Below are 18,616 nucleotides of genomic sequence, written 5' to 3'. Positions count from 1 at the left end.
TTGGGATGGGATGAGTTTGGGGCGTTGCCGCCCCTACTCTTCCTCCGCATCCAGGAGTTCCATATTCAGGCCGAGGCCACGGACTTCTTTAACCAGAACGTTGAACGATTCCGGTACGCCCGCTTCAAAGTTATCCTCGCCCTTGACGATCGACTCATAGACCTTGGTCCGGCCGGCGACGTCATCCGATTTCACGGTGAGCATCTCCTGCAGGGTGTAGGCGGCGCCGTAAGCTTCCAGAGCCCAGACTTCCATCTCACCAAAGCGCTGACCACCGAACTGCGCCTTACCACCCAGCGGCTGCTGGGTAACCAGGCTGTACGGCCCGGTCGAACGCGCGTGGATTTTGTCATCCACAAGGTGGTGCAGTTTCAGCAGGTACTTGATGCCAACGGTCACAGGACGCGCGAATTGCTCACCGGTACGACCGTCGAACAGAACCGACTGACCGCTTTCCGAGAAGCCCGCACGCACCAGCGCGTCGTTGACGTCAGCCTCTTTGGCTCCGTCAAAGACGGGGGTCGCGATCGGAACACCGCGGGTCACGTTGCCCGCCGCCTCGATCAGATGACCTTCGTCCATGCCGGCAATGCCTTCTTCATAGACATTCTCGCCATAGGCCAGCTTCATCGCTTCGCGAACCGGGGTCAGGTCGCCAGAACGGCGGTATTCACCCAGTGCTTCGTCGATGTTCAGACCCAGACCGCGTGCGGCCCAACCCATGTGGGTTTCAAGGATCTGTCCAACGTTCATACGCGAAGGCACGCCCAGTGGGTTCAGACAGAAGTCAACCGGAGTACCATCAGCCAGGAACGGCATGTCTTCCATCGGAACAACCTTGGAGATCACACCTTTGTTTCCGTGACGACCGGCCATCTTGTCGCCCGGCTGCAGCTTACGCTTCACGGCGATGAAGACTTTAACCATCTTCATCACACCCGGCGGCAGGTCGTCACCACGACGGACTTTCTCGACCTTGTCTTCGAAACGGGCGTCCAGAGCGCGCTTGAGCACTTCGTATTGCTCGTTCAGAGCCTCTACGATCTGGGCGTCCTTCTCGTCTTCCAACGCCAGCTGCCACCACTGACCACGGGTCAGCATGTCCAGCAGTTCCTCGGTGATCACCGATCCTGCCTTGACGCCTTTCGGGCCTTTGACAGCGGTCTTACCCAGGATCAGACCTTGCAGACGCGCATAGATGTTGCGGTCAAGGATGGCCAGCTCGTCATCCCGGTCACGGGCCAGACGTTCGACTTCCTCACGCTCGATCTGCAACGCACGCTCGTCTTTCTCGACGCCGTGACGGTTGAAGACGCGGACTTCCACGACAGTCCCGTAATCACCCGGCTTCACGCGCAGCGAAGTATCGCGCACATCAGATGCTTTTTCACCAAAGATGGCGCGCAGCAGCTTTTCTTCCGGGGTCATCGGGCTTTCGCCCTTCGGAGTGATCTTGCCGACCAGAATATCGCCCGGCTCAACATCCGCGCCGATGTAAACGATGCCAGCCTCGTCGAGGTTGCGCAGCGCTTCTTCACCGACGTTCGGAATGTCGCGGGTGATCTCTTCCGGGCCCAGCTTCGTGTCACGGGCGGCGACTTCGAATTCCTCGATATGGACCGAGGTAAAGACGTCATCACGCGCAATACGTTCGCTGATCAGGATCGAGTCTTCGTAGTTGTAACCGTTCCACGGCATGAACGCGACGACCACGTTTTTACCCAGCGCCAGCTCACCGATATCGGTGGACGGACCATCGGCAACAACCTCGCCTTTCGTGACAGTGTCACCCACTTTCACCAGCGGACGCTGGTTGATGCAGGTGTTCTGGTTCGAACGCTGGAATTTGCGCAGACGGTAGATGTCCACACCCGCGTCGCCCAGTTCCAGATCTTCGGTAGCACGAATAACGATACGCTGGGCATCGACCTGGTCGATGATACCGGCACGTTTCGCCTGGATCGCAGCGCCCGAGTCGATCGCAACCTTTTCCTCGATACCGGTGCCGACCAGCGGCGCCTCGGCCCGCAGCAGCGGAACCGCCTGACGTTGCATGTTCGAGCCCATCAGAGCGCGGTTGGCGTCGTCATTTTCAAGGAACGGGATCAGCGATGCAGCAACCGATACCAACTGTTTCGGGCTGACGTCGATCAGGTCCACATTCTCGCGCGGGGCAAGGGTGTAGTCACCGGACTGACGGGTCGAAACCAGATCGTTGATGAACTTGCCATCCGCATCCAGTGTCGCGTTCGCCTGCGCCACAGTGTGACGCATTTCCTCGGTCGCGGACATGTAGTGAACCTCATCGGTCACCTCGGCGTCTTTGACGACGCGGTACGGTGTTTCGATGAAGCCATACTTGTTCACGCGGGCAAAGGTGGCCAGCGAGTTGATCAGACCGATGTTCGGGCCTTCCGGCGTTTCAATCGGGCACATCCGACCATAGTGGGTCGGGTGTACGTCGCGCACCTCAAAGCCTGCACGTTCACGTGTCAGACCACCGGGGCCAAGCGCCGAAAGACGGCGTTTGTGGGTGACTTCCGACAGCGGGTTGGTCTGGTCCATGAACTGCGACAGCTGCGACGAGCCGAAGAATTCGCGAACAGCGGCAGCGGCCGGTTTCGCGTTGATCAGGTCCTGAGGCATGACGGTGTCGATCTCGACCGACGACATACGCTCTTTGATCGCGCGCTCCATGCGCAGCAGACCGACGCGGTACTGGTTTTCCATCAGTTCGCCGACCGAACGGACACGGCGGTTGCCGAGGTGGTCGATATCGTCGATGTCACCTTTGCCGTCGCGCAGTTCCACCAGCGCCTTGATGCAGGCCACGATGTCTTCGCGACGCAGGGTGCGCAGAGTATCGGGTGCATCCAGAGCCAGACGCATGTTCATCTTCACGCGGCCAACGGCGGACAGGTCATAGCGCTCGCTGTCGAAGAACAGCGTGTCGAACAGTGCCGAGGCCGCTTCGACGGTGGGCGGTTCACCCGGACGCATAACACGGTAGATATCCATCAGCGCGGTGTCCCGGCCCATGTTCTTGTCTGCCGCCATAGTGTTGCGCATGTACGGACCGACGTTGATGTTGTCGATGTCCAGAACCGGGATGTCGGTGATGCCGGCATCGACCAGCTCTTTGACTGTGCCGCCGATCAGATCGCCGTCCTTGTCATATTCCAGTGTCAGCTCATCACCGGCTTCGACATAGATCGCACCGGTTTCTTCGTTGATGACGTCTTTGGCGACGAATTTTCCAACGATATGATCGAATGGAACCAGCAGGTTGGTGACAGAGCCTTCGTCGATCAATTTCTTGACGGCGCGCGGTGTGACTTTCTTGCCCGCTTCGGCAATCACTTCACCCGATTTCGCATCAATCAGATCATAAGTCGGACGGGTGCCGCGCACACGTTCCGGGAAGAACGGAGCGATCCAACCCTTCTTCTTGTCCAGCTTGTAGGACACGGTGTTGTAATACGCGTCCATGATCGCTTCCTGATCCAGACCCAGCGCATACAGCAGGGTCGTCACAGGCAGTTTACGGCGACGGTCGATACGGGCGAACACGATGTCCTTGGCGTCAAACTCAAAGTCCAACCAACTGCCGCGATACGGGATGATGCGGCAAGCAAAGAGCAGTTTACCCGAGGAGTGGGTCTTGCCCTTGTCATGGTCAAAGAACACGCCGGGCGAACGGTGCATCTGGGACACGATCACACGCTCGGTGCCGTTCACGATGAACGTACCGTTGGGCGTCATCAGGGGCATGTCGCCCATGAATACGTCCTGTTCTTTGATGTCTTTGACGGATTTGGCGCCGGTGTCCTCGTCGACATCGAACACGATCAGACGCAAAGTGACCTTCAGCGGAGCGCTGTAGGTCATGTCACGCTGCATGCATTCTTCGACGTCATATTTGGGCTTTTCCAGATCGTATTTCACGAACTCCAGAACGGAGGTTTCGTTGAAATCCTTGATCGGGAAGACCGATTGGAACACGCCTTTGATGCCTTCGCCGTCTGTGGGCACATCTGCATCGCCGGAGCGCAGGAATAGATCATAAGAAGATTTCTGGACCTCAATGAGGTTCGGCATCTCCAGCACTTCGCGGATTTTGCCGTAATATTTACGAAGACGTTTCTGGCCAAGGAACGTTTGAGCCATGTCAGATGTCACCTTTCGATGTTCTCAGCGGACAAAGACACCGTCGGGCCCCGGTGCCTTGCACATTAGAGACGACACGCCCGGATCAATTCGTGGCCACCGTCCCGAATGGCAGCCTCCCGATCCGCGAACCGCGTCTTAGAAAACGCCCCATTTATCAGAGGCCCTTTCTAAGACAGGTTCGGCTGGACCCGGAACTTTCCGGATCCAGCCAAATTTTCCGGTGCATCAGCGATGCACCTGTCGAATGGCTTAGGCCAGCTCGACTTCGGCGCCAGCTGCTTCCAGCTTGCCTTTGACTTCTTCGGCTTCGTCTTTCGACACGCCTTCTTTGATCTTGCCGCCAGCTTCGACCAGTTCTTTGGCTTCTTTCAGGCCCAGACCGGTGATGCCGCGAACTTCTTTGATCACGTTGATTTTCGAAGCGCCGGCGTTCTTCAGAACGACGTCGAATTCGGTTTTTTCTTCCTCAGCTGCGCCACCGGCGTCGCCACCGGCTGCCATGACAACTGCGCCGCCTGCTGCGGGCTCGATGCCATATTCGTCTTTGAGGATGGTTTTCAGTTCTTGTGCTTCCAGCAGGGTCAGACCCACGATGCTTTCTGCGAGTGCTTTCAGATCAGCCATTTTATCAGCTCTTTCCGTTTACAGTGTGTGTTCCAACGTCAGGGTAGTTACCCTACGCAGATCATTCAGTGCCAACCGCTTACGCAGCTTCCGCCTTCTCTTCGATGGTGGAAAGGATGCTTGCGATGTTGCTTGCAGGTGCGCCAATTGCGCCAGCGATGTTCGAAGCAGGTGCGCCCAGCATGCCCGCGATAGTAGCAATAAGCTCCTCGCGCGAAGGCATTTTGGACACGGCTTCGACGCCGGCACGATCCAGAGCGTTCTCACCCATTGCACCGCCAAGAATTTCGAACTTTTGGTTCTCTTTGGCGTAGTCCTGGGCCACTTTGGCTGCTGCCACAGGGTCCTCGGAATAGGTCAGAACGGTCATACCCGTCAGCAGGTCGGCAATGCTTTCACATGGCTTTCCGTCGAGGGCGATTTTGGCGAGCCTGTTCTTGGCAACACGCACGGAGCCACCCGCGTCACGAGCACGTGCGCGAAGGTCCTGCATCTCGGCAACTGTCAGACCGGCGTAGTGCGAAACCACTACGACGCCAGAGCTTTCGAAGATTTGGCCGAGTTCCTCGACCACTTTCTCTTTCTGGGCTCTATCCACAGTTCTCTCCAAGTTTGGGGCGATATCTCACCCCGGCTCATATTAGCCGCAGCTTTCGCTCCGGCGTTCAGGTCCGTTGTTACGGGATTGGCCAAAATGCGCCCGAGGGTTGGACCCCCCAGAATTCTTTGGTCTTACCCGTCTCAGGCAGGGAATTAAGGGGCCATATGGCACCACCCACCGTCTTGGACGAAACAAAATAAAGCGCACGACGAATCGCACGCTTTACTTCGTAGCCTTACTTAGGGCAGATGGGGCCGCTTTCCAAGGGGTAAATTGCGGTTTCCGCAGGTTCGCAACAGCATCTGTCGAAAATGATTTCCACCCCGTTTGGGGCCTAGCGTGCTGATAGACGCCAATTTGCGAAATACAACGCGAAAACGCCAAATCAAGCAGGTCCAAGCATCGACTTTCCGTTGACACGGACATCGCACTGTTATCCTGTCCGGGGACTGGACAATAACACTCAGGACTTGGCTCGTTGGCTGGAACGCTGCCCCTTTCAGACGAAGAAAATGCCCGCGTCGCCTCGTATATCGACGAGTTTTCAAACCAGTTCCTGAAAGAGCCCGTCCGCCGCTATGAATGTATCTACCGATCGCACGCATTCGACGACACGCGATCCGTCGTGATCCTGCATACCACAGTGCAGGCTTTCGCCCTTAAGATCGACACGCAATCGCCAGACACCGGGCGATTGAATAACGAATATGACCTGCTTGTCGAACTGTACGAATACTTTGATGGCAATGAGACCTCACGCGTTGTCCGGCCCGTTTACCTCTCGCCAGGTGGTGCTTTTCTGGTGACCGAATACATCAATCGGCCGACCGCCGTTGATCTGATCTATAACAGCAAGGACGACGATCAGGTCGCCCAGGTGTACCGTCGCGCGGGGTCGTGGCTGAACGATCTTCACAGTCGCAACCCGCCTGTTCGTTACGCCTTTCGCCCCAGGTGGATGACAGACAGCCTGAAAGAGCTGATGACGGCCGTTCCCAATAAAATCGCGAACCAAAGCCGGACGATGGTGAACCTTATGCTGTCCGAAGGGACCCGCCTGAAGGGCACCGAGGACCTGCGCGTGTTTTCACATGGCGATTATCACGGACAGAACCTGATTGTAGGACAAGGGAAAACGATTGGTCTGGATTTCACCGAAGCCCGAGACAAGCTGGCGGTCTACGATATCGTCGATTTTCTCAAGGCGGATATCTTTCGGAATGGCGGCGCAGCGGGTGTCGACCGAAGCGGTATCCTTAAAAGAAACAAGGACATGTTTTTTCGCCTTTACCGACATCCTGTCAATGTTGAAGTCTTGGATTATTGTCTCCGCGGACGGCTGTTGAAAGACTGGCTGGCCTTGTGGCGAAACGACCACGAATGCAGCGAATTCGAAAAAGACAAACGACAACGACTGGGCGATCGCCTGCAAGTCGCGTTTCAACACCGTTGAGCTGGATGGATGGTCAGCCCGAATGACGGGATTGTGAGCGGGAACGCGAAAATCTTAGTTGACCGCAGCACTCTGAAAATCTGTTATCCCAATCCATAACTCACACGGCCTTTGTCAGCTTAGGCCGACAATAACCGGTACGCAGAAGGTAAATCCGATAGATGGTTGAACGCAGTTTTTTTGCTCAGGACAGCTCCAGCCTGGTCGCTACTTTTGTCCCGGATACAGCTGACGCGAACGATATCGTGGTCGGAGGCTCGATCATCAACAATTCGGACACACCGGATGGCACCATCTTTACCTACTCGGGCGGCACCGGTACCACCATCACACTGGATGACACTGCTGGCAGCCCTGACGTTTTCGACGATGACCTGCCAGCTGGCCACGTCATCACCGATGGTGGCGGCATAGTGACAAACGGCATGCAGGTAGAATCCGAGTCGATTATCACTGTGCGAGCCCTGGATGACGATCTCAACCCGACCGGACCAGAAATCACCATCTATGTGTTTTCCCAAGGTGGGGTGACGCAGAACGTTTGGGGCTATGCTACATCTGCCCCGCTAGAGCCTGGAACGTCGTATGTCAAAACCGGTGGTTCGAATGCCGGGTCATCGGCTTATGCAGACTATGTTACCTGTTTTGGGCCGGGAACCCTTATTGAAACTGCCGACGGGATTGTTGAGGTTCAAGACCTCACCAAAGGTCAACGCGTCTGGACACGGGACAGTGGATTTCAACCGATCCTCTGGATCGGAACGACCGAGGTTCATGGTCATGGGTCATTTGCTCCGGTGGTGATCGAGGCCGGTGCTATCGGAAACACGAAAGAGCTGGTGGTTTCGCAACAGCATCGAATTCTGATCGGCTCTCCTGCCACTGACATGCTTTTTGGATCATCCGAAGTGTTCGTGGCCGCCAAGCACCTGTGTGGCCTTCCGGGGGTTTCGATCCGCCCGACGGATCGCATCACCTACACGCACTTCATGTTAGACCGACACCACATTGTCCGGTCCAACGGCGCGCTGACAGAAAGCTACTATTATGGCGAAAGCGCAAAATACGCACTGTCGTCCCCGCAGCGGTCGGAAATCCTGGCGCTGTTTCCGACGATCGAAGATGTCAGCGATGCGTTTCGGCGCACCGCAGCCCCAACAATCAGCGCGCGTGAGGCCGGTGTTTTGCGCGCATATATCTAAGCCGTGGAGGTCAGACACGCGCAGTCTTAAACCGAAGCTTCCGCCTGGCGCAGGCCACTTGAATGCGACCCTCACGCGGACAGCCTGATCATCATTTGGTACAAAAAAAATCCCGGGCGGTTCGCACCACCCGGGATTTCTTTTTCGCGTTATTGCAATAGGGCTTATTCGCCCGAAGCGGTAGCAACATCCAGCGTCACGCCAGGGCCCATGGTCGAGCTCAGCGCGATTTTCTTCATGTAGGTGCCTTTGGCGCCCGACGGCTTGGCCTTGGCAACAGCCGAAATGAAAGCACGGACGTTTTCGGCCAGTTTGGCTTCGTCGAAGGACGCTTTGCCAACACCGGCGTGCACAACACCGCCTTTTTCCGCCTTGAACTGAACTTCACCACCCTTGGCTGCTTCCACGGCCGCTTTCACGTCCATGGTCACGGTGCCAACCTTGGGGTTCGGCATCAGGTTGCGGGGGCCCAGAACTTTACCCAGGCGACCGACGATCGGCATCATGTCCGGGGTTGCAATGCAGCGATCGAAATCGATGGTGCCGCCCTGGATGGTTTCCATCAGGTCTTCTGCGCCAATGATATCCGCGCCTGCTTCTTTTGCTTCGTCAGCCTTGGGGCCACGGGCGAATACAGCAACGCGCATGGTTTTGCCGGTGCCATTGGGCAGGCCGACAACCCCACGAACCATCTGGTCTGCGTGACGGGTGTCAACACCCAGGTTCAGAGCGATCTCGACAGTTTCGTCAAACTTCGAAGTTGCGTGGGCTTTAACCAGTGCAACCGCTTCTTCCACCGACAGATCTGTCTTGCCAGCGAAAGCTTCGCGCGCGGTGCGCGTACGTTTACCGAGTTTTGCCATCTTACTTCACCTCGATGCCCATAGAGCGGGCCGAGCCCAGGATGATCTGCATTGCGCCTTCGACGTCGTTGGCGTTGAGATCTTTCATTTTGGCTTCGGCGATTTCGCGAACCTGCTTCGAGGTCACGGTTGCCACGGTCTCACGACCTGGGTTTTCCGCGCCACGGGGGCGGTTACGCTTACCAACCGGCTTCAGACCAGCGGCTTTTTTCAGGTAATAAGACGCGGGCGGCGTCTTGATGTCCATGGTGAAGGACTTGTCCTGATAATAGGTGATCACGGTCGGGCAAGGTGCGCCTTGCTCCATGTCTGCGGTCTTGGCGTTGAACGCCTTGCAGAATTCCATGATGTTGATGCCGCGCTGACCCAGCGCCGGACCAACTGGCGGCGACGGGTTCGCCTGACCTGCAGGAACCTGCAGTTTCATTGTACCAGCAAGCTTCTTGGCCATTTGGTTTTCCTTTCAACGTAGGCAGGACGCGTCCCACCCGGTTTATGTTGCGTGGTCCGATCCGGGATCGCGATCCCAGCAACCTCCCACGAGAGAATCTCGCCTTAAGACGATAGAGGCGGCACTTATCGGGGAATGCGGGATTTGGCAAGGGGATTGCATCGCTGCGTTACTCTACCAGTTAAGGGCGGATCAGTTCTGCTTCGTAACCTGCGTATAGTCCAGTTCGACCGGGGTTTCGCGGCCAAAGTCCAAAACCGAAACGTCCAGGTTCTGGACCTCGCCGTCCACGCCGTCGATCATGCCGCAGAAATCCCCGAACGGGCCGTGGGGGACCTGTTCGTCCCCATCTCGGTGTCAGAAAACTGTTTACCCTCGCGCAATCAGCGTCAAATTGGCAAAGATACGCTAGAAATCGCCTAAAGACACTGCCTAGGGCGTCACGGCAACGTCCAATCCCGCGTTGCGCAGTGAATGTGCTATACTTCCCGAATTCAGGCGTTTTGTTTTGGAGGTAAGTTATGATTTTTCGTTTAGTAATGACGCTCGGAATCGCCCTATCCTTTGCTGTAGCAGTTCCTCAGGTGGTGCGGGCCGACGCCGGTGACTTCCTCGGCGGCGCTGTCGTTGGAGGGGTCTTAGGTTACGCGATCGGCCAGGACCAGCAGAAGAAAAAAGCCCAGCGAACAACGCGGTCTACTCGGACCTACCGTCCTGGCATACCGTCGACTACGCAAGGTGCGCAAACTCAGACCGCGCTCAACTACTTCGGCTACAATGCCGGAGGCGTCGATGGTCAAGTTGGCCGCGGAACCCGGGCTGCGATCGAACGTTACCAGGTTTCAATGGGCTACCCTATCAATGGCTATGATTTTCAGCCCTATCAGCGCGACTTCCTGATGCAGGCATACTATTGGGCGACAAGCGGAGGACAAGCTTCTACTCAACTGTCGGGTCAGCCTCTTTTGTTGGCGTATCGCCAACAGGTGCATAGCGGCGCCGCTCTGGCGGCTGCTCCCCAGCCCCCGGCAGTGGCAGCCCCCGTCGCAACCTCACAAGAGGCCGAACCCGCGACGGACGTTGCCGAAGCACCATCCGCTACCTTGCCGACCCTATTTTCTGGCGGCGCAACAGGCCCATCACTCGCCAATCGCTGCAGCGCGGTTATGCTTCAAACGTCGACCAATGGCGGCTACACGACTTTGGCAAATATGGCCGATCCTGATTTTGCACTAAGCGAACAGTTCTGCCTAGCTCGAAGCTATGCGATGGCGCGAGGTGAAGATCTGATGCAGGACATCCAGGGACTGACACCAGATCAGGTAGCAGCCCAATGCGATGCCTTTGGTGAGATGTTGGAGCCGCAAGTTGTTGCGCTGTCTCTGAAATCAAAGACAGAATCGGAAACTCAGATGCGCAAGCTTGCATTGGATTCTGGGCTCAGCCCTGAAGATCTTGCGGCGACAAGCAAAGTCTGTCTGGCAATGGGTTACCTTCAGGACAACATGGATACCGCTGTTGGTTCTGCACTGATGTTGGTCGCAATGGGCGAGCCAGCCTATGGAGAGTTGGTTGGACACCACCTGCGCGAAGGCTTTGGTGTACAAGAACGCCGCGATCTTGCGATGCAGTGGTACGATGCGAGCCTTTCTGCGCTGGATGCCGGATCGCAGGCAGTCTTCTTGCCATCCCAATTGGACCGCCCGCAACTCTTGCGAGCGGCTATGGTGCAGGCGCGATAAGCCGATAAACTAAACGCTTTGGCCGTCTGCCATGCTGAAACAAAAAAGCGCCGCGTTGCGTGTTGCATCGCGGTGTTACCAATGTAGCCAGAAAACAACCTAGCTCTACTTCGCAAGCTGCTAGAAACCTAGTTCGACCGTGACTTCACCGCCAAAAGTTAAAACAGCAGCTTGACCAGCACATCCCACCCGACTTGTTTCGCGCGGTCAGATACGGGACCGCGATCCCAGCAACCTCCCACGAGAGAATCTCGCCCGAAGACGATAGAGGCGGCATGAATAGGGGAATGGTGGCGTTGGCAAAAAGCTCGCACCTTAATTTCAAAAGGCGCGTTTGTGTCACGGGCGAGCCTCTGTACAGTTGGAAACAGCGAAACAAAATAAATAAATTGAATACATAAGTTGCTAAAGAATCGCAGGCGGGTATCTTGGTAAAGCTTGGACACAGAAGAGGTGGTCAGGGATGGCATCATCTCGACTGAACAAGGGACTATTGGTCTGCATTCTTTTTGCTATGCTGCCGGGCTGTGGCAGCAAGGCTCAGGATCAGGGCACAGAGCCGAAGGCGGTCACCCAAACCGACGGGTCCAACAGTTCTTCTTCATACTCTTCGGCGGGAATTGATCCCGCCACCTATGCCGGTCAGTTTCAGATCAAATTGACTAAAGAAGTCCCGCTGCGTGAAATTCCGGTTCCGTTCACTGTCTATGGTGGCCTCGAAGAAGCCAGCCCAACCCGTTTGCAACTGCGCGCCTTTATGGATTTGCGCGGATTGCAGGAAAAAGCGCCTCAAATACTGACCGGTCCTTTGGAAGAAAGCTGCAAACGCCAGATCTATCTTGAGGTTCGCGACGTCACCGCCATAGACGACACCATAAAGATCGAGGGTTCAGCCCGTGCACAGTTTACGAGATGTAACCGCCATGAAGAACCGGGCTTTCGGTATTTTGGGGCCACGGTAGACGCGGTCGCGGTCGCCAAGGCCGAGGTGAAGGGCCAATGCCTGGCTTTCAGTATCGAAGGCGTCGATCTAAACCCGCGCGGTTTTATTGGCGCTGTCTCCAATATTTTCGGACTGACCAACCGCATCAACGAAGCCGTCCTCGAAAAAGGCGGGGAATTTTTGGCCGCGCACCCGGTCTGCCCGCCATTGCCCGCTGAGTTCACACTACTCGACCCGATTTACGAGTCCGGAGGCACTCGGGAAATTGCGCCTGGCGGGATGGGTGCTGCCATTGTCGGATCTGCCGATGTCAGCGCTGAGACAATTGTCGAAGTCCTTGGAGGACTTAAGGAGCTTGGCGTATTGGAGTTTGCTGAATGAGACTTTGGTTAGTTTTTCCAGTCTTGATGGCAGTTGTTCTGGGAGCCCGAGCACCCAACGCGCAACAGGTAGATTTTGTCATCGACGCAACGCTGCCAGTTCGTGATACGGAATTGCCATATACGCTTGATCTGAACCTCTCCGCTGCTGCCCCGACGCGGATCGGTGTGGGTGCCCTTCTTGATCTGCGCGAAGTACAGAAGACTGTTCCTGAGCGACTGGCTGAAAACGCAATAGTCGACAATTGCGGCCTGCAAGTCCGACTGGATGAATTCAGCTTTAAGGCTCAAGACGACGCGATAGATCTGGATGGCCAAGTTACCATCACAATCTTTGAATGCAGCCGAACCGGTGAGCGCGACTTTCAGCGGGGTGAACAAAAAAATGCTGTCCAGGCAAACATGTCCACTGAAGCGACCGTAGAGTTGCGGGATAACTGTGCCTATTTTGAACTTATCGACCTCGTACTCACGGCTCCCGAAGCGCAGCGCGAAAAACTCCTTGAGGACGATACCCTCGAATCCGTTAAGAAGCTGATGTTGGCCGCCGTAGACCTTGTTTTGAACGAAACCCCTTTGTGTCCGGTGCTGCCGGCAGAGCTCGCGTCTCTTGATCCGGTTTATGACACTGGCGGCCCGCGAGAGATCGGAGAGGGTGGACTTGGTGTATTCTTGGACGGTTCGGTGGATGTCAGCCCGTCGACAATTCTGGACATCCTAACAGTTCTTCAACAACAAGAACTAATTCCAGGTCCGCCCTAGCTGCAAAGCTCTTTCTTTCCGGTCGATATCCTCTGCCTTTCGCCCGCGAACCTAAAAGCTGATGCACTAAGAGCAAAAACGCCGCGTTGCTCCAAGCATCGCGGCGCTCCAAAATTCGCTGAAGTGGGTTTTAGCCCTGCTTCGTAACCTGCGTAAAGTCCAGCTCGACCGGGGTTTCGCGGCCAAAGATCGAAACCGAAACCTTCAGCTTCTGGGCTTCGTCGTCGACACCTTCGACCATACCGTCGAAATCCTCGAACGGGCCGTCGTTGACCTTGACCTTCTCGCCCACTTCGAACGAGATCATCAGTTTCGGCGCGTCTTCACCTTCCTGAACACGGTTGAGGATCTGGTTCACCTCGGCGTCGCGCATCGGCATCGGGCGGCCTTGTGGGCCCAGAAAGCCGGTGACCCGGTTGATCGAGTTGACCAAGTGATAACCCTGATCCGACATTTCCATATGCACCAACACGTAGCCGGGCATAAAGCGGCGTTCGGTCGTAACCTTCTTGCCCCGGCGCACTTCGATCACCTCTTCGGTGGGCACCAGTACTTCGTCGATATCGTCCTCAAGGCCTTGCTCAGCCACGGACGTGCGGATCTGCTCTGCGATCTTCTTTTCGAAGTTCGAAAGAACGCTGACCGAGTACCACCGTTTCGCCATGAACCTGTCGTCCTTGTTTGCCTTCGGTGCGTTCGGAATGCCGCAAGCACCGTCATTGAAATTCTGTCACGTCACCCGGAATAAAAAGCGGCGCACAGCCCGAATCGCCGCACGCCCATTCCGAATAGTACTGTGTCAACTACTCTGACATCCCGCGTTGTGCAAGGGGGCTGTGGCGTTTCCGCCCGGCCCAATCCGGTTTAACCGAATGCGCCCAGGATCAGTTGCAGACCGCCGCGAATACCCAGATCGACCAGCGCAAAGAACACGGCGGTCAGTGCCGCCATGATGAACACCATGACCGTGGTCAGCAGAACCTCGCGACGCGTGGGCCAAACGACCTTTGCGACTTCGGCGCGGACTTGCTGAATGAACTGGATCGGATTCATTGTTGCCATTTGGCTTGGTTCTCTCTGCTAGCGGATGGGCCGGACATAACCGGGCATTGCGACAATTTCAAGAGTGGTCAGGACTTGGGCTTGTCATCCCATTCATCGCTGAGGATACGCCGCGCGTCACCTTCGGGATCATCATACTGGTTCGACCGGACCGTGTAGATAAACGCCACAAGGCCAACCCCGCCCAAAAACAGGGAAATCGGTATGAGATAGGCCAGAACTTCCATATCAACTACCTCAGGCGCAGGGCATTCAGGGACACGGTAATGGACGAGGTCGACATCGCCAATGCCGCGATCAGCGGTGTGGCAAACCCGGCCACGGCCAAGGGTACGGCTATAATATTGTAAACCGTAGCGATGCGAAAGTTCTCGCGAATCCTTTTGGTCGCCTTCACCGCTGTGTCACAGGCATCTGCAATCGGGGACAAGTCGTTGCCGAGTAATACGATATCCGACGCCACCCGCGCCGCGTCCAGCGCTGAGGCGGGCGAGATTGACACATGCGCCGCTGCAAGCGCCGCCGTATCGTTCAACCCGTCACCAACCATCAGAACATGGCGGCCCTGGTCGCTGAGGTCTTGCACATGGGCGGCCTTGTCCTGAGGCAGCGCCTCGGCAATCCATGTTTCAATCCCAAGCTTGTCTGCCAGCGTTTGAACCGCGCCTCGTGTATCACCCGAGATGAGAACGACGCTCTTTCCGCCGTCACGGAACGCCTCCACAGCCTCTGCCGCGCCTGGACGCAGCGAATCCGAGAACAGGAACGCAACCGGTGACTGCCCCGTGACCGCCAACCAAGCTGCCGTCTGATCACCTTCGGTCGCGCCAGTCCAACCGGCGCGCCCAAGGCGCACGCGCTGACCACGGTAGGTTCCTTCGGTGCCATACCCCGGAACCTCGACCACATCCTCAAGTCCGGCAGGCTTGATCCCGGCATCTCTGACGGACTTGGCAAGCGACACCGACAACGGATGCGAAGACGCCTCGGCCAGCGCCAGTGCAATCTCAAGATCCGCGCGGGAATGATCCTCAAGATTGGTCAATTCCGGAGTGCCGGATGTAAGTGTGCCGGTTTTATCAAAAACGACCGTATCAACCTCGGCCAGACGTTCCAGCGCAGTAGAGTGTTTGATCAGCATCCCCTTGCGGAACAGTCGCCCCGAGGCCGCCGTCGTCACCGCAGGCACGGCAAGCCCCAGCGCACAGGGGCAGGTGATGATCAGAACCGCTGCAGCAATGTTCAGCGCGGTTCGGATATCGCCGGAATAGATGTACCAACCCAAAAAACTAAGCGCGGACAGAATATGCACCCCCGGCGCGTATAGCTTGGCCGCCTTGTCAGCCAGCGACGTATAGCGCGATCGACCGGATTCTGCGATTGCCACCAGATCCGCCATACGGTGCAGTGAAGTATCCTCACCGACCGCTGTGGTCCGGATCGTCAGCGGGCCGGTCAGGTTAACCTCACCCGCGCTGACGGCAAGACCAGCTTCGGCAAAGACCGGGAGGGTCTCGCCCGTCAACAATGACCGGTCGAGCTCCGACTTGCCCGATACAATCTCACCATCCACAGGCATACGCCCGCCGGGCCGAACTAGAATCAGATCACCAACCGCGAGGCTTGCGACGGACACCTCTTCTTCGGCCCCATAAACTAAGCGAATGGCACGCGGCACTTCCAGGGCCGTCAGTTCTTCGGCTGCTGATCGCGCTGCGGCGCGGGTGCGGTAGTCCAGATATCGGCCCGCGAGCAGGAAGAAAGTCAGCGTCAGTGCGGCGTCGAAATACGCATGCTCTCCGCTGAGCGCGGTTTCCCACAGCGACGTCATGAGCGCCAACAGAATGGCCAGCACAATCGGCACATCCATGTTCAATCGTTTGACGCGCAGCGCACTCCAGGCGTTGGCAAAGAAGGGCTGTGCGGAAAAGGCAATCGCAGGCAGTGCAATTGCCGCAGATATCCAGTGAAACAGGTCCCGCGTCGCATCCGTAGCCCCTGACCAGACCGACACAGACAACAGCATCACGTTCATCGACGCGAAACCAGCCACCGCCAATCGCATCAGCAGATCACGCCCGGCCTTGTCGGATTGGGTTGCCGACAAAGCGCCCGGGTCCAGCTCATGCGCCTCGTACCCGGCGCGCTCCAAAACGGGGATCAGGTCAGCAGCGTGTGTCTCAGCGGCTGCTTTGACCATTGCACGCTTGAGCGTCAGATTGACCCGCGCGTCCTCGACACCCGGATGGGCGTTCAGCGCGCGTTCAACGTTCGCAATACAGGCGGAGCAGTGAATGCCGGGCAGGGATAGGGCAATCTGCACATCTTCAGGAACGGGGCGCGCTGGTTCCGCCGGTGCTGCGATGCAACCGGGGCATGCCGCCGTACCTGAGCTGAGCTGAGCGGTCATCCCCTACCCTTTCACATACAACGGAACCCGCTGCGCAAATTCGGCACCGCTGTTGTCTTTGGCCACCAGACGGATGTTCCAGTTTCCCTTGCCCAGCGCTGCGGGCGTGGAATAGGCGGTCCCGTCAAAAGTGAAATCCGGGATGAAATCCTCTTTCACATGTGTCGCCCGGCCAACAACTGCCTGCAACTCGGCCACCTGGACCGGCGCGCCGGTTTGGTCGGTGATATGCAGGATCAAAAGACCGCCATTGGTCTCAGCCCGGATTTCCCAACCCAAGGCCTGTTGCACCTTCAGGCGCTCGTTGAACTCCTGACTGGCGACGTAAGAGTTTTTGACCTCGAGCCCGGGAAAGGTTTTGACAGCTTTGTAGGCCAGCACGAGATTCACGGAAATAATCACCCCGAAAGCAGCGACAAAGATCGCTAGAAAGTGCTTTCCGGTAAATTGACGCTCGGCCATCTCAGTTTCCTCGTCCATTGAACGTCGTGTCCTTGTAGGCGCGCTCACCGCTTTCAATATCCTCGATCCAGATCCGAACCGGTGTCGCGTCCGCCGCTGCCGGATCCGTGTCTTTGGAGGCGATAATATAGACCCGCTGCAATTGCGCAGTATCCGCCGTGACATTCACTGTATCAAGTGGCGTGCCTTCAATCACGATCCGCATCGCCGGATCACCGGACAGAGACAGCTTGAACAGCCGTTCTTCGCCATGTTTGTTCCGCACGCGCACGTCATAGGTATTGCGGATCGTGCCGTCCGACAGGGTGACAAAGGTCGGGTTGCGAACCGGGGCCACGGTAACTTCGATGTCGGACCGGATGAACAGGGCAAACAGCAGACCCAAGCCGACAAGTGACCAAAGGGCCGTGTACAGGATGGTCCGGGGCCGCAGGATATGTTTCCAGACATTCTTTGGCGGCTTACCTGCCCGCTCGTTGGCTTCGTCGCTCAGAGCCATATAGTCGATCAGACCACGCGGTTTGCCGATCTTGACCATCATGTCGTCACAGGCGTCGATACACAGCGCACAGGTGATGCACTCCAATTGCTGTCCGTCGCGAATGTCGATCCCAACCGGGCAGACATTGACGCAGGCCATACAGTCGATGCAGTCCCCCAGTTCGGAATCCGCAGTTCGTTTGCCCTTGCCGCGCGGCTCACCACGCCATTCGCGGTACCCGACGACGAGCGTATCCTCGTCCATCATCGCCGCCTGGATCCGCGGCCATGGGCAGGCATAGATACAAATCTGTTCGCGCGCGAAGCCACCGAACAGGAATGTCGTGCCCGTCAAAATCAGTATTGTCGTATAGGCAACCGGATGGGCGTTCCCGGTCACAAGGTCCCGCAGAAGCGTCGGCGCATCGGCAAAATAGAACACCCAGGCACCACCGGTCGCCAGACCGATCAAAAGCCAGGCACCCCATTTCGTCAGCCGCAACCGCGCTTTACGAAAGTCTAACTTTTCCTGACGATGCAGACGCAACCGCGCGTTGCGATCCCCTTCAATCCAGCGTTCGACAAGGATGAACAAGTCAGTCCAAACCGTCTGCGGACAGGCATATCCGCACCACACGCGCCCCAGCGCCGAGGTGAAAAGAAACAATCCCAACCCGGCCATGATCAACAGACCGGCAACAAAGTAGAACTCATGCGGCCAGATCTCGATCCAGAAGAAATAGAACCTGCGGTTGGCCAAATCCAGCAACACCGCCTGATCCGGTAGGCTGGGCCCCCGGTCCCATCTGATCCACGGGGTGATGTAATAGATCCCCAATGTGACCGCGAGAATGATCCATTTCAGATTGCGAAACGGCCCGGACACGCGACGCGGAAATATGGGTTCTCGTGCGGCGTAAAGGCTGGGTGCGGGGTCGGAATCGCTCACGGGCTGGCTCCAGATGTGGCTATATCACGGTGTCTTGTTCCAGAACACAAAGGTAGCCACTT

Annotated in this window: 16 protein-coding genes and 1 pseudogene; 5 read left to right on the top strand and 12 right to left on the bottom strand. The window is 56.9% G+C overall.

The genetic code is table 11. From position 1 onward, the window contains the following. Positions 1-33: 33 nt before the first annotated feature. The 3 genes from rpoB to rplJ form a co-directional block, all read right to left on the bottom strand. Positions 34-4,167: a DNA-directed RNA polymerase subunit beta gene (gene rpoB / locus QMP16_RS15090; RefSeq protein WP_282153040.1), complete on the bottom strand. Its 4,134-nt coding sequence runs from the start codon at positions 4,165-4,167 to the stop codon at positions 34-36. A 252-nt stretch (positions 4,168-4,419) separates the two neighbouring features. After that, complete coding sequence (gene rplL, locus QMP16_RS15085; protein WP_037314964.1) at positions 4,420-4,794, bottom strand: 50S ribosomal protein L7/L12; 375 nt, start codon at positions 4,792-4,794, stop codon at positions 4,420-4,422. 79 nt (positions 4,795-4,873) lie between these two features. Next, a complete protein-coding gene (gene rplJ / locus QMP16_RS15080) occupies positions 4,874-5,392 on the bottom strand; it encodes a 50S ribosomal protein L10 (protein WP_058272482.1) in 519 nt (172 codons plus the stop codon). 481 nt (positions 5,393-5,873) lie between these two features. Here rplJ and QMP16_RS15075 point away from each other — a divergent pair, with 481 nt between their 5' ends. Beyond that, positions 5,874-6,848 (top strand): phosphotransferase, encoded by a 975-nt coding sequence (locus QMP16_RS15075; RefSeq protein ID WP_282153039.1) that lies wholly within the window; start codon positions 5,874-5,876, stop codon positions 6,846-6,848. Between the two features lie 161 nt (positions 6,849-7,009). Beyond that, a complete protein-coding gene (locus QMP16_RS15070; protein WP_282153038.1) occupies positions 7,010-8,050 on the top strand; it encodes a Hint domain-containing protein in 1,041 nt (346 codons plus the stop codon). 164 nt (positions 8,051-8,214) lie between these two features. Here the strand turns inward: QMP16_RS15070 and rplA are convergent, their stop codons facing one another. The 3 genes and pseudogenes from rplA to QMP16_RS15055 all read right to left on the bottom strand — a co-directional run. Next, entirely contained in the window at positions 8,215-8,913 is a 699-nt protein-coding gene (gene rplA / locus QMP16_RS15065; RefSeq protein ID WP_282153037.1) for a 50S ribosomal protein L1, read from the bottom strand. A gap of 1 nt (position 8,914) precedes the next feature. Continuing rightward, the gene (rplK, locus tag QMP16_RS15060; RefSeq protein WP_037314971.1) at positions 8,915-9,364 is read right to left on the bottom strand and encodes a 50S ribosomal protein L11; all 450 of its coding nucleotides are present in this window, start codon (positions 9,362-9,364) and stop codon (positions 8,915-8,917) included. A 192-nt stretch (positions 9,365-9,556) separates the two neighbouring features. Continuing rightward, a pseudogene (locus QMP16_RS15055) lies at positions 9,557-9,703 on the bottom strand (transcription termination/antitermination protein NusG); the annotation flags it as partial. Between the two features lie 182 nt (positions 9,704-9,885). Between QMP16_RS15055 and QMP16_RS15050 the strand changes: the two are divergent. From QMP16_RS15050 to QMP16_RS15040, 3 genes are all read left to right on the top strand, one after another. Then, positions 9,886-11,106 carry a peptidoglycan-binding domain-containing protein gene (locus QMP16_RS15050; protein WP_282153036.1) on the top strand — a complete coding sequence of 407 codons (1,221 nt, stop codon included), beginning with the start codon at positions 9,886-9,888 and terminating at the stop codon, positions 11,104-11,106. 463 nt (positions 11,107-11,569) lie between these two features. Beyond that, positions 11,570-12,430, top strand: a complete 861-nt coding sequence (locus tag QMP16_RS15045; RefSeq protein ID WP_282153035.1) for a hypothetical protein — start codon at positions 11,570-11,572, stop codon at positions 12,428-12,430. Further along, a complete protein-coding gene (locus tag QMP16_RS15040; protein WP_282153034.1) occupies positions 12,427-13,191 on the top strand; it encodes a hypothetical protein in 765 nt (254 codons plus the stop codon). The genes QMP16_RS15045 and QMP16_RS15040 overlap by 4 nt, the downstream gene beginning before the upstream one ends. Before the next feature lie 130 nt (positions 13,192-13,321). Here the strand turns inward: QMP16_RS15040 and nusG are convergent, their stop codons facing one another. The 6 genes from nusG to ccoG all read right to left on the bottom strand — a co-directional run bounded on the left by nusG (position 13,322) and on the right by ccoG (position 18,554). After that, positions 13,322-13,855 (bottom strand): transcription termination/antitermination protein NusG, encoded by a 534-nt coding sequence (gene nusG, locus QMP16_RS15035; RefSeq protein WP_058272488.1) that lies wholly within the window; start codon positions 13,853-13,855, stop codon positions 13,322-13,324. A gap of 200 nt (positions 13,856-14,055) precedes the next feature. Beyond that, positions 14,056-14,253: a preprotein translocase subunit SecE gene (gene secE / locus QMP16_RS15030; protein WP_058272489.1), complete on the bottom strand. Its 198-nt coding sequence runs from the start codon at positions 14,251-14,253 to the stop codon at positions 14,056-14,058. A 68-nt stretch (positions 14,254-14,321) separates the two neighbouring features. Continuing rightward, positions 14,322-14,480, bottom strand: a complete 159-nt coding sequence (gene ccoS, locus QMP16_RS15025; RefSeq protein ID WP_058272490.1) for a cbb3-type cytochrome oxidase assembly protein CcoS — start codon at positions 14,478-14,480, stop codon at positions 14,322-14,324. Positions 14,481-14,485: 5 nt separating this feature from the next. Beyond that, entirely contained in the window at positions 14,486-16,663 is a 2,178-nt protein-coding gene (locus tag QMP16_RS15020) for a heavy metal translocating P-type ATPase (protein WP_282153033.1), read from the bottom strand. Positions 16,664-16,666: 3 nt separating this feature from the next. Continuing rightward, positions 16,667-17,125 carry a FixH family protein gene (locus QMP16_RS15015; protein ID WP_282153049.1) on the bottom strand — a complete coding sequence of 153 codons (459 nt, stop codon included), beginning with the start codon at positions 17,123-17,125 and terminating at the stop codon, positions 16,667-16,669. Between the two features lies 1 nt (position 17,126). Next, a complete protein-coding gene (gene ccoG / locus QMP16_RS15010; protein ID WP_282153032.1) occupies positions 17,127-18,554 on the bottom strand; it encodes a cytochrome c oxidase accessory protein CcoG in 1,428 nt (475 codons plus the stop codon). Positions 18,555-18,616: the final 62 nt, after the last annotated feature.

This window comes from Ruegeria atlantica, from assembly GCF_947495585.1.
In the GTDB taxonomy this organism is placed as follows: domain Bacteria; phylum Pseudomonadota; class Alphaproteobacteria; order Rhodobacterales; family Rhodobacteraceae; genus Ruegeria; species Ruegeria atlantica_G.
The sequence above is the reverse complement of the archived record's forward strand: the minus strand, read 5'-3'. Positions and strand labels throughout refer to the sequence as shown.

Bases quoted from the DNA above. Each gene is read 5' to 3' on its own strand.
- QMP16_RS15045 (WP_282153035.1), top strand. From the start codon at position 11,570: ATGGCATCATCTCGACTGAACAAGGGACTATTGGTCTGCATTCTTTTT.
- ccoS (WP_058272490.1), bottom strand. From the start codon at position 14,480: ATGGAAGTTCTGGCCTATCTCATACCGATTTCCCTGTTTTTGGGCGGG.
- secE (WP_058272489.1), bottom strand. From the start codon at position 14,253: ATGGCAACAATGAATCCGATCCAGTTCATTCAGCAAGTCCGCGCCGAA.
- QMP16_RS15040 (WP_282153034.1), top strand. From the start codon at position 12,427: ATGAGACTTTGGTTAGTTTTTCCAGTCTTGATGGCAGTTGTTCTGGGA.
- rplK (WP_037314971.1), bottom strand. From the start codon at position 9,364: ATGGCCAAGAAGCTTGCTGGTACAATGAAACTGCAGGTTCCTGCAGGT.
- QMP16_RS15020 (WP_282153033.1), bottom strand. From the start codon at position 16,663: ATGACCGCTCAGCTCAGCTCAGGTACGGCGGCATGCCCCGGTTGCATC.
- nusG (WP_058272488.1), bottom strand. From the start codon at position 13,855: ATGGCGAAACGGTGGTACTCGGTCAGCGTTCTTTCGAACTTCGAAAAG.
- QMP16_RS15050 (WP_282153036.1), top strand. From the start codon at position 9,886: ATGATTTTTCGTTTAGTAATGACGCTCGGAATCGCCCTATCCTTTGCT.
- rpoB (WP_282153040.1), bottom strand. From the start codon at position 4,167: ATGGCTCAAACGTTCCTTGGCCAGAAACGTCTTCGTAAATATTACGGC.
- rplA (WP_282153037.1), bottom strand. From the start codon at position 8,913: ATGGCAAAACTCGGTAAACGTACGCGCACCGCGCGCGAAGCTTTCGCT.
- QMP16_RS15070 (WP_282153038.1), top strand. From the start codon at position 7,010: ATGGTTGAACGCAGTTTTTTTGCTCAGGACAGCTCCAGCCTGGTCGCT.
- rplL (WP_037314964.1), bottom strand. From the start codon at position 4,794: ATGGCTGATCTGAAAGCACTCGCAGAAAGCATCGTGGGTCTGACCCTG.
- QMP16_RS15015 (WP_282153049.1), bottom strand. From the start codon at position 17,125: ATGGCCGAGCGTCAATTTACCGGAAAGCACTTTCTAGCGATCTTTGTC.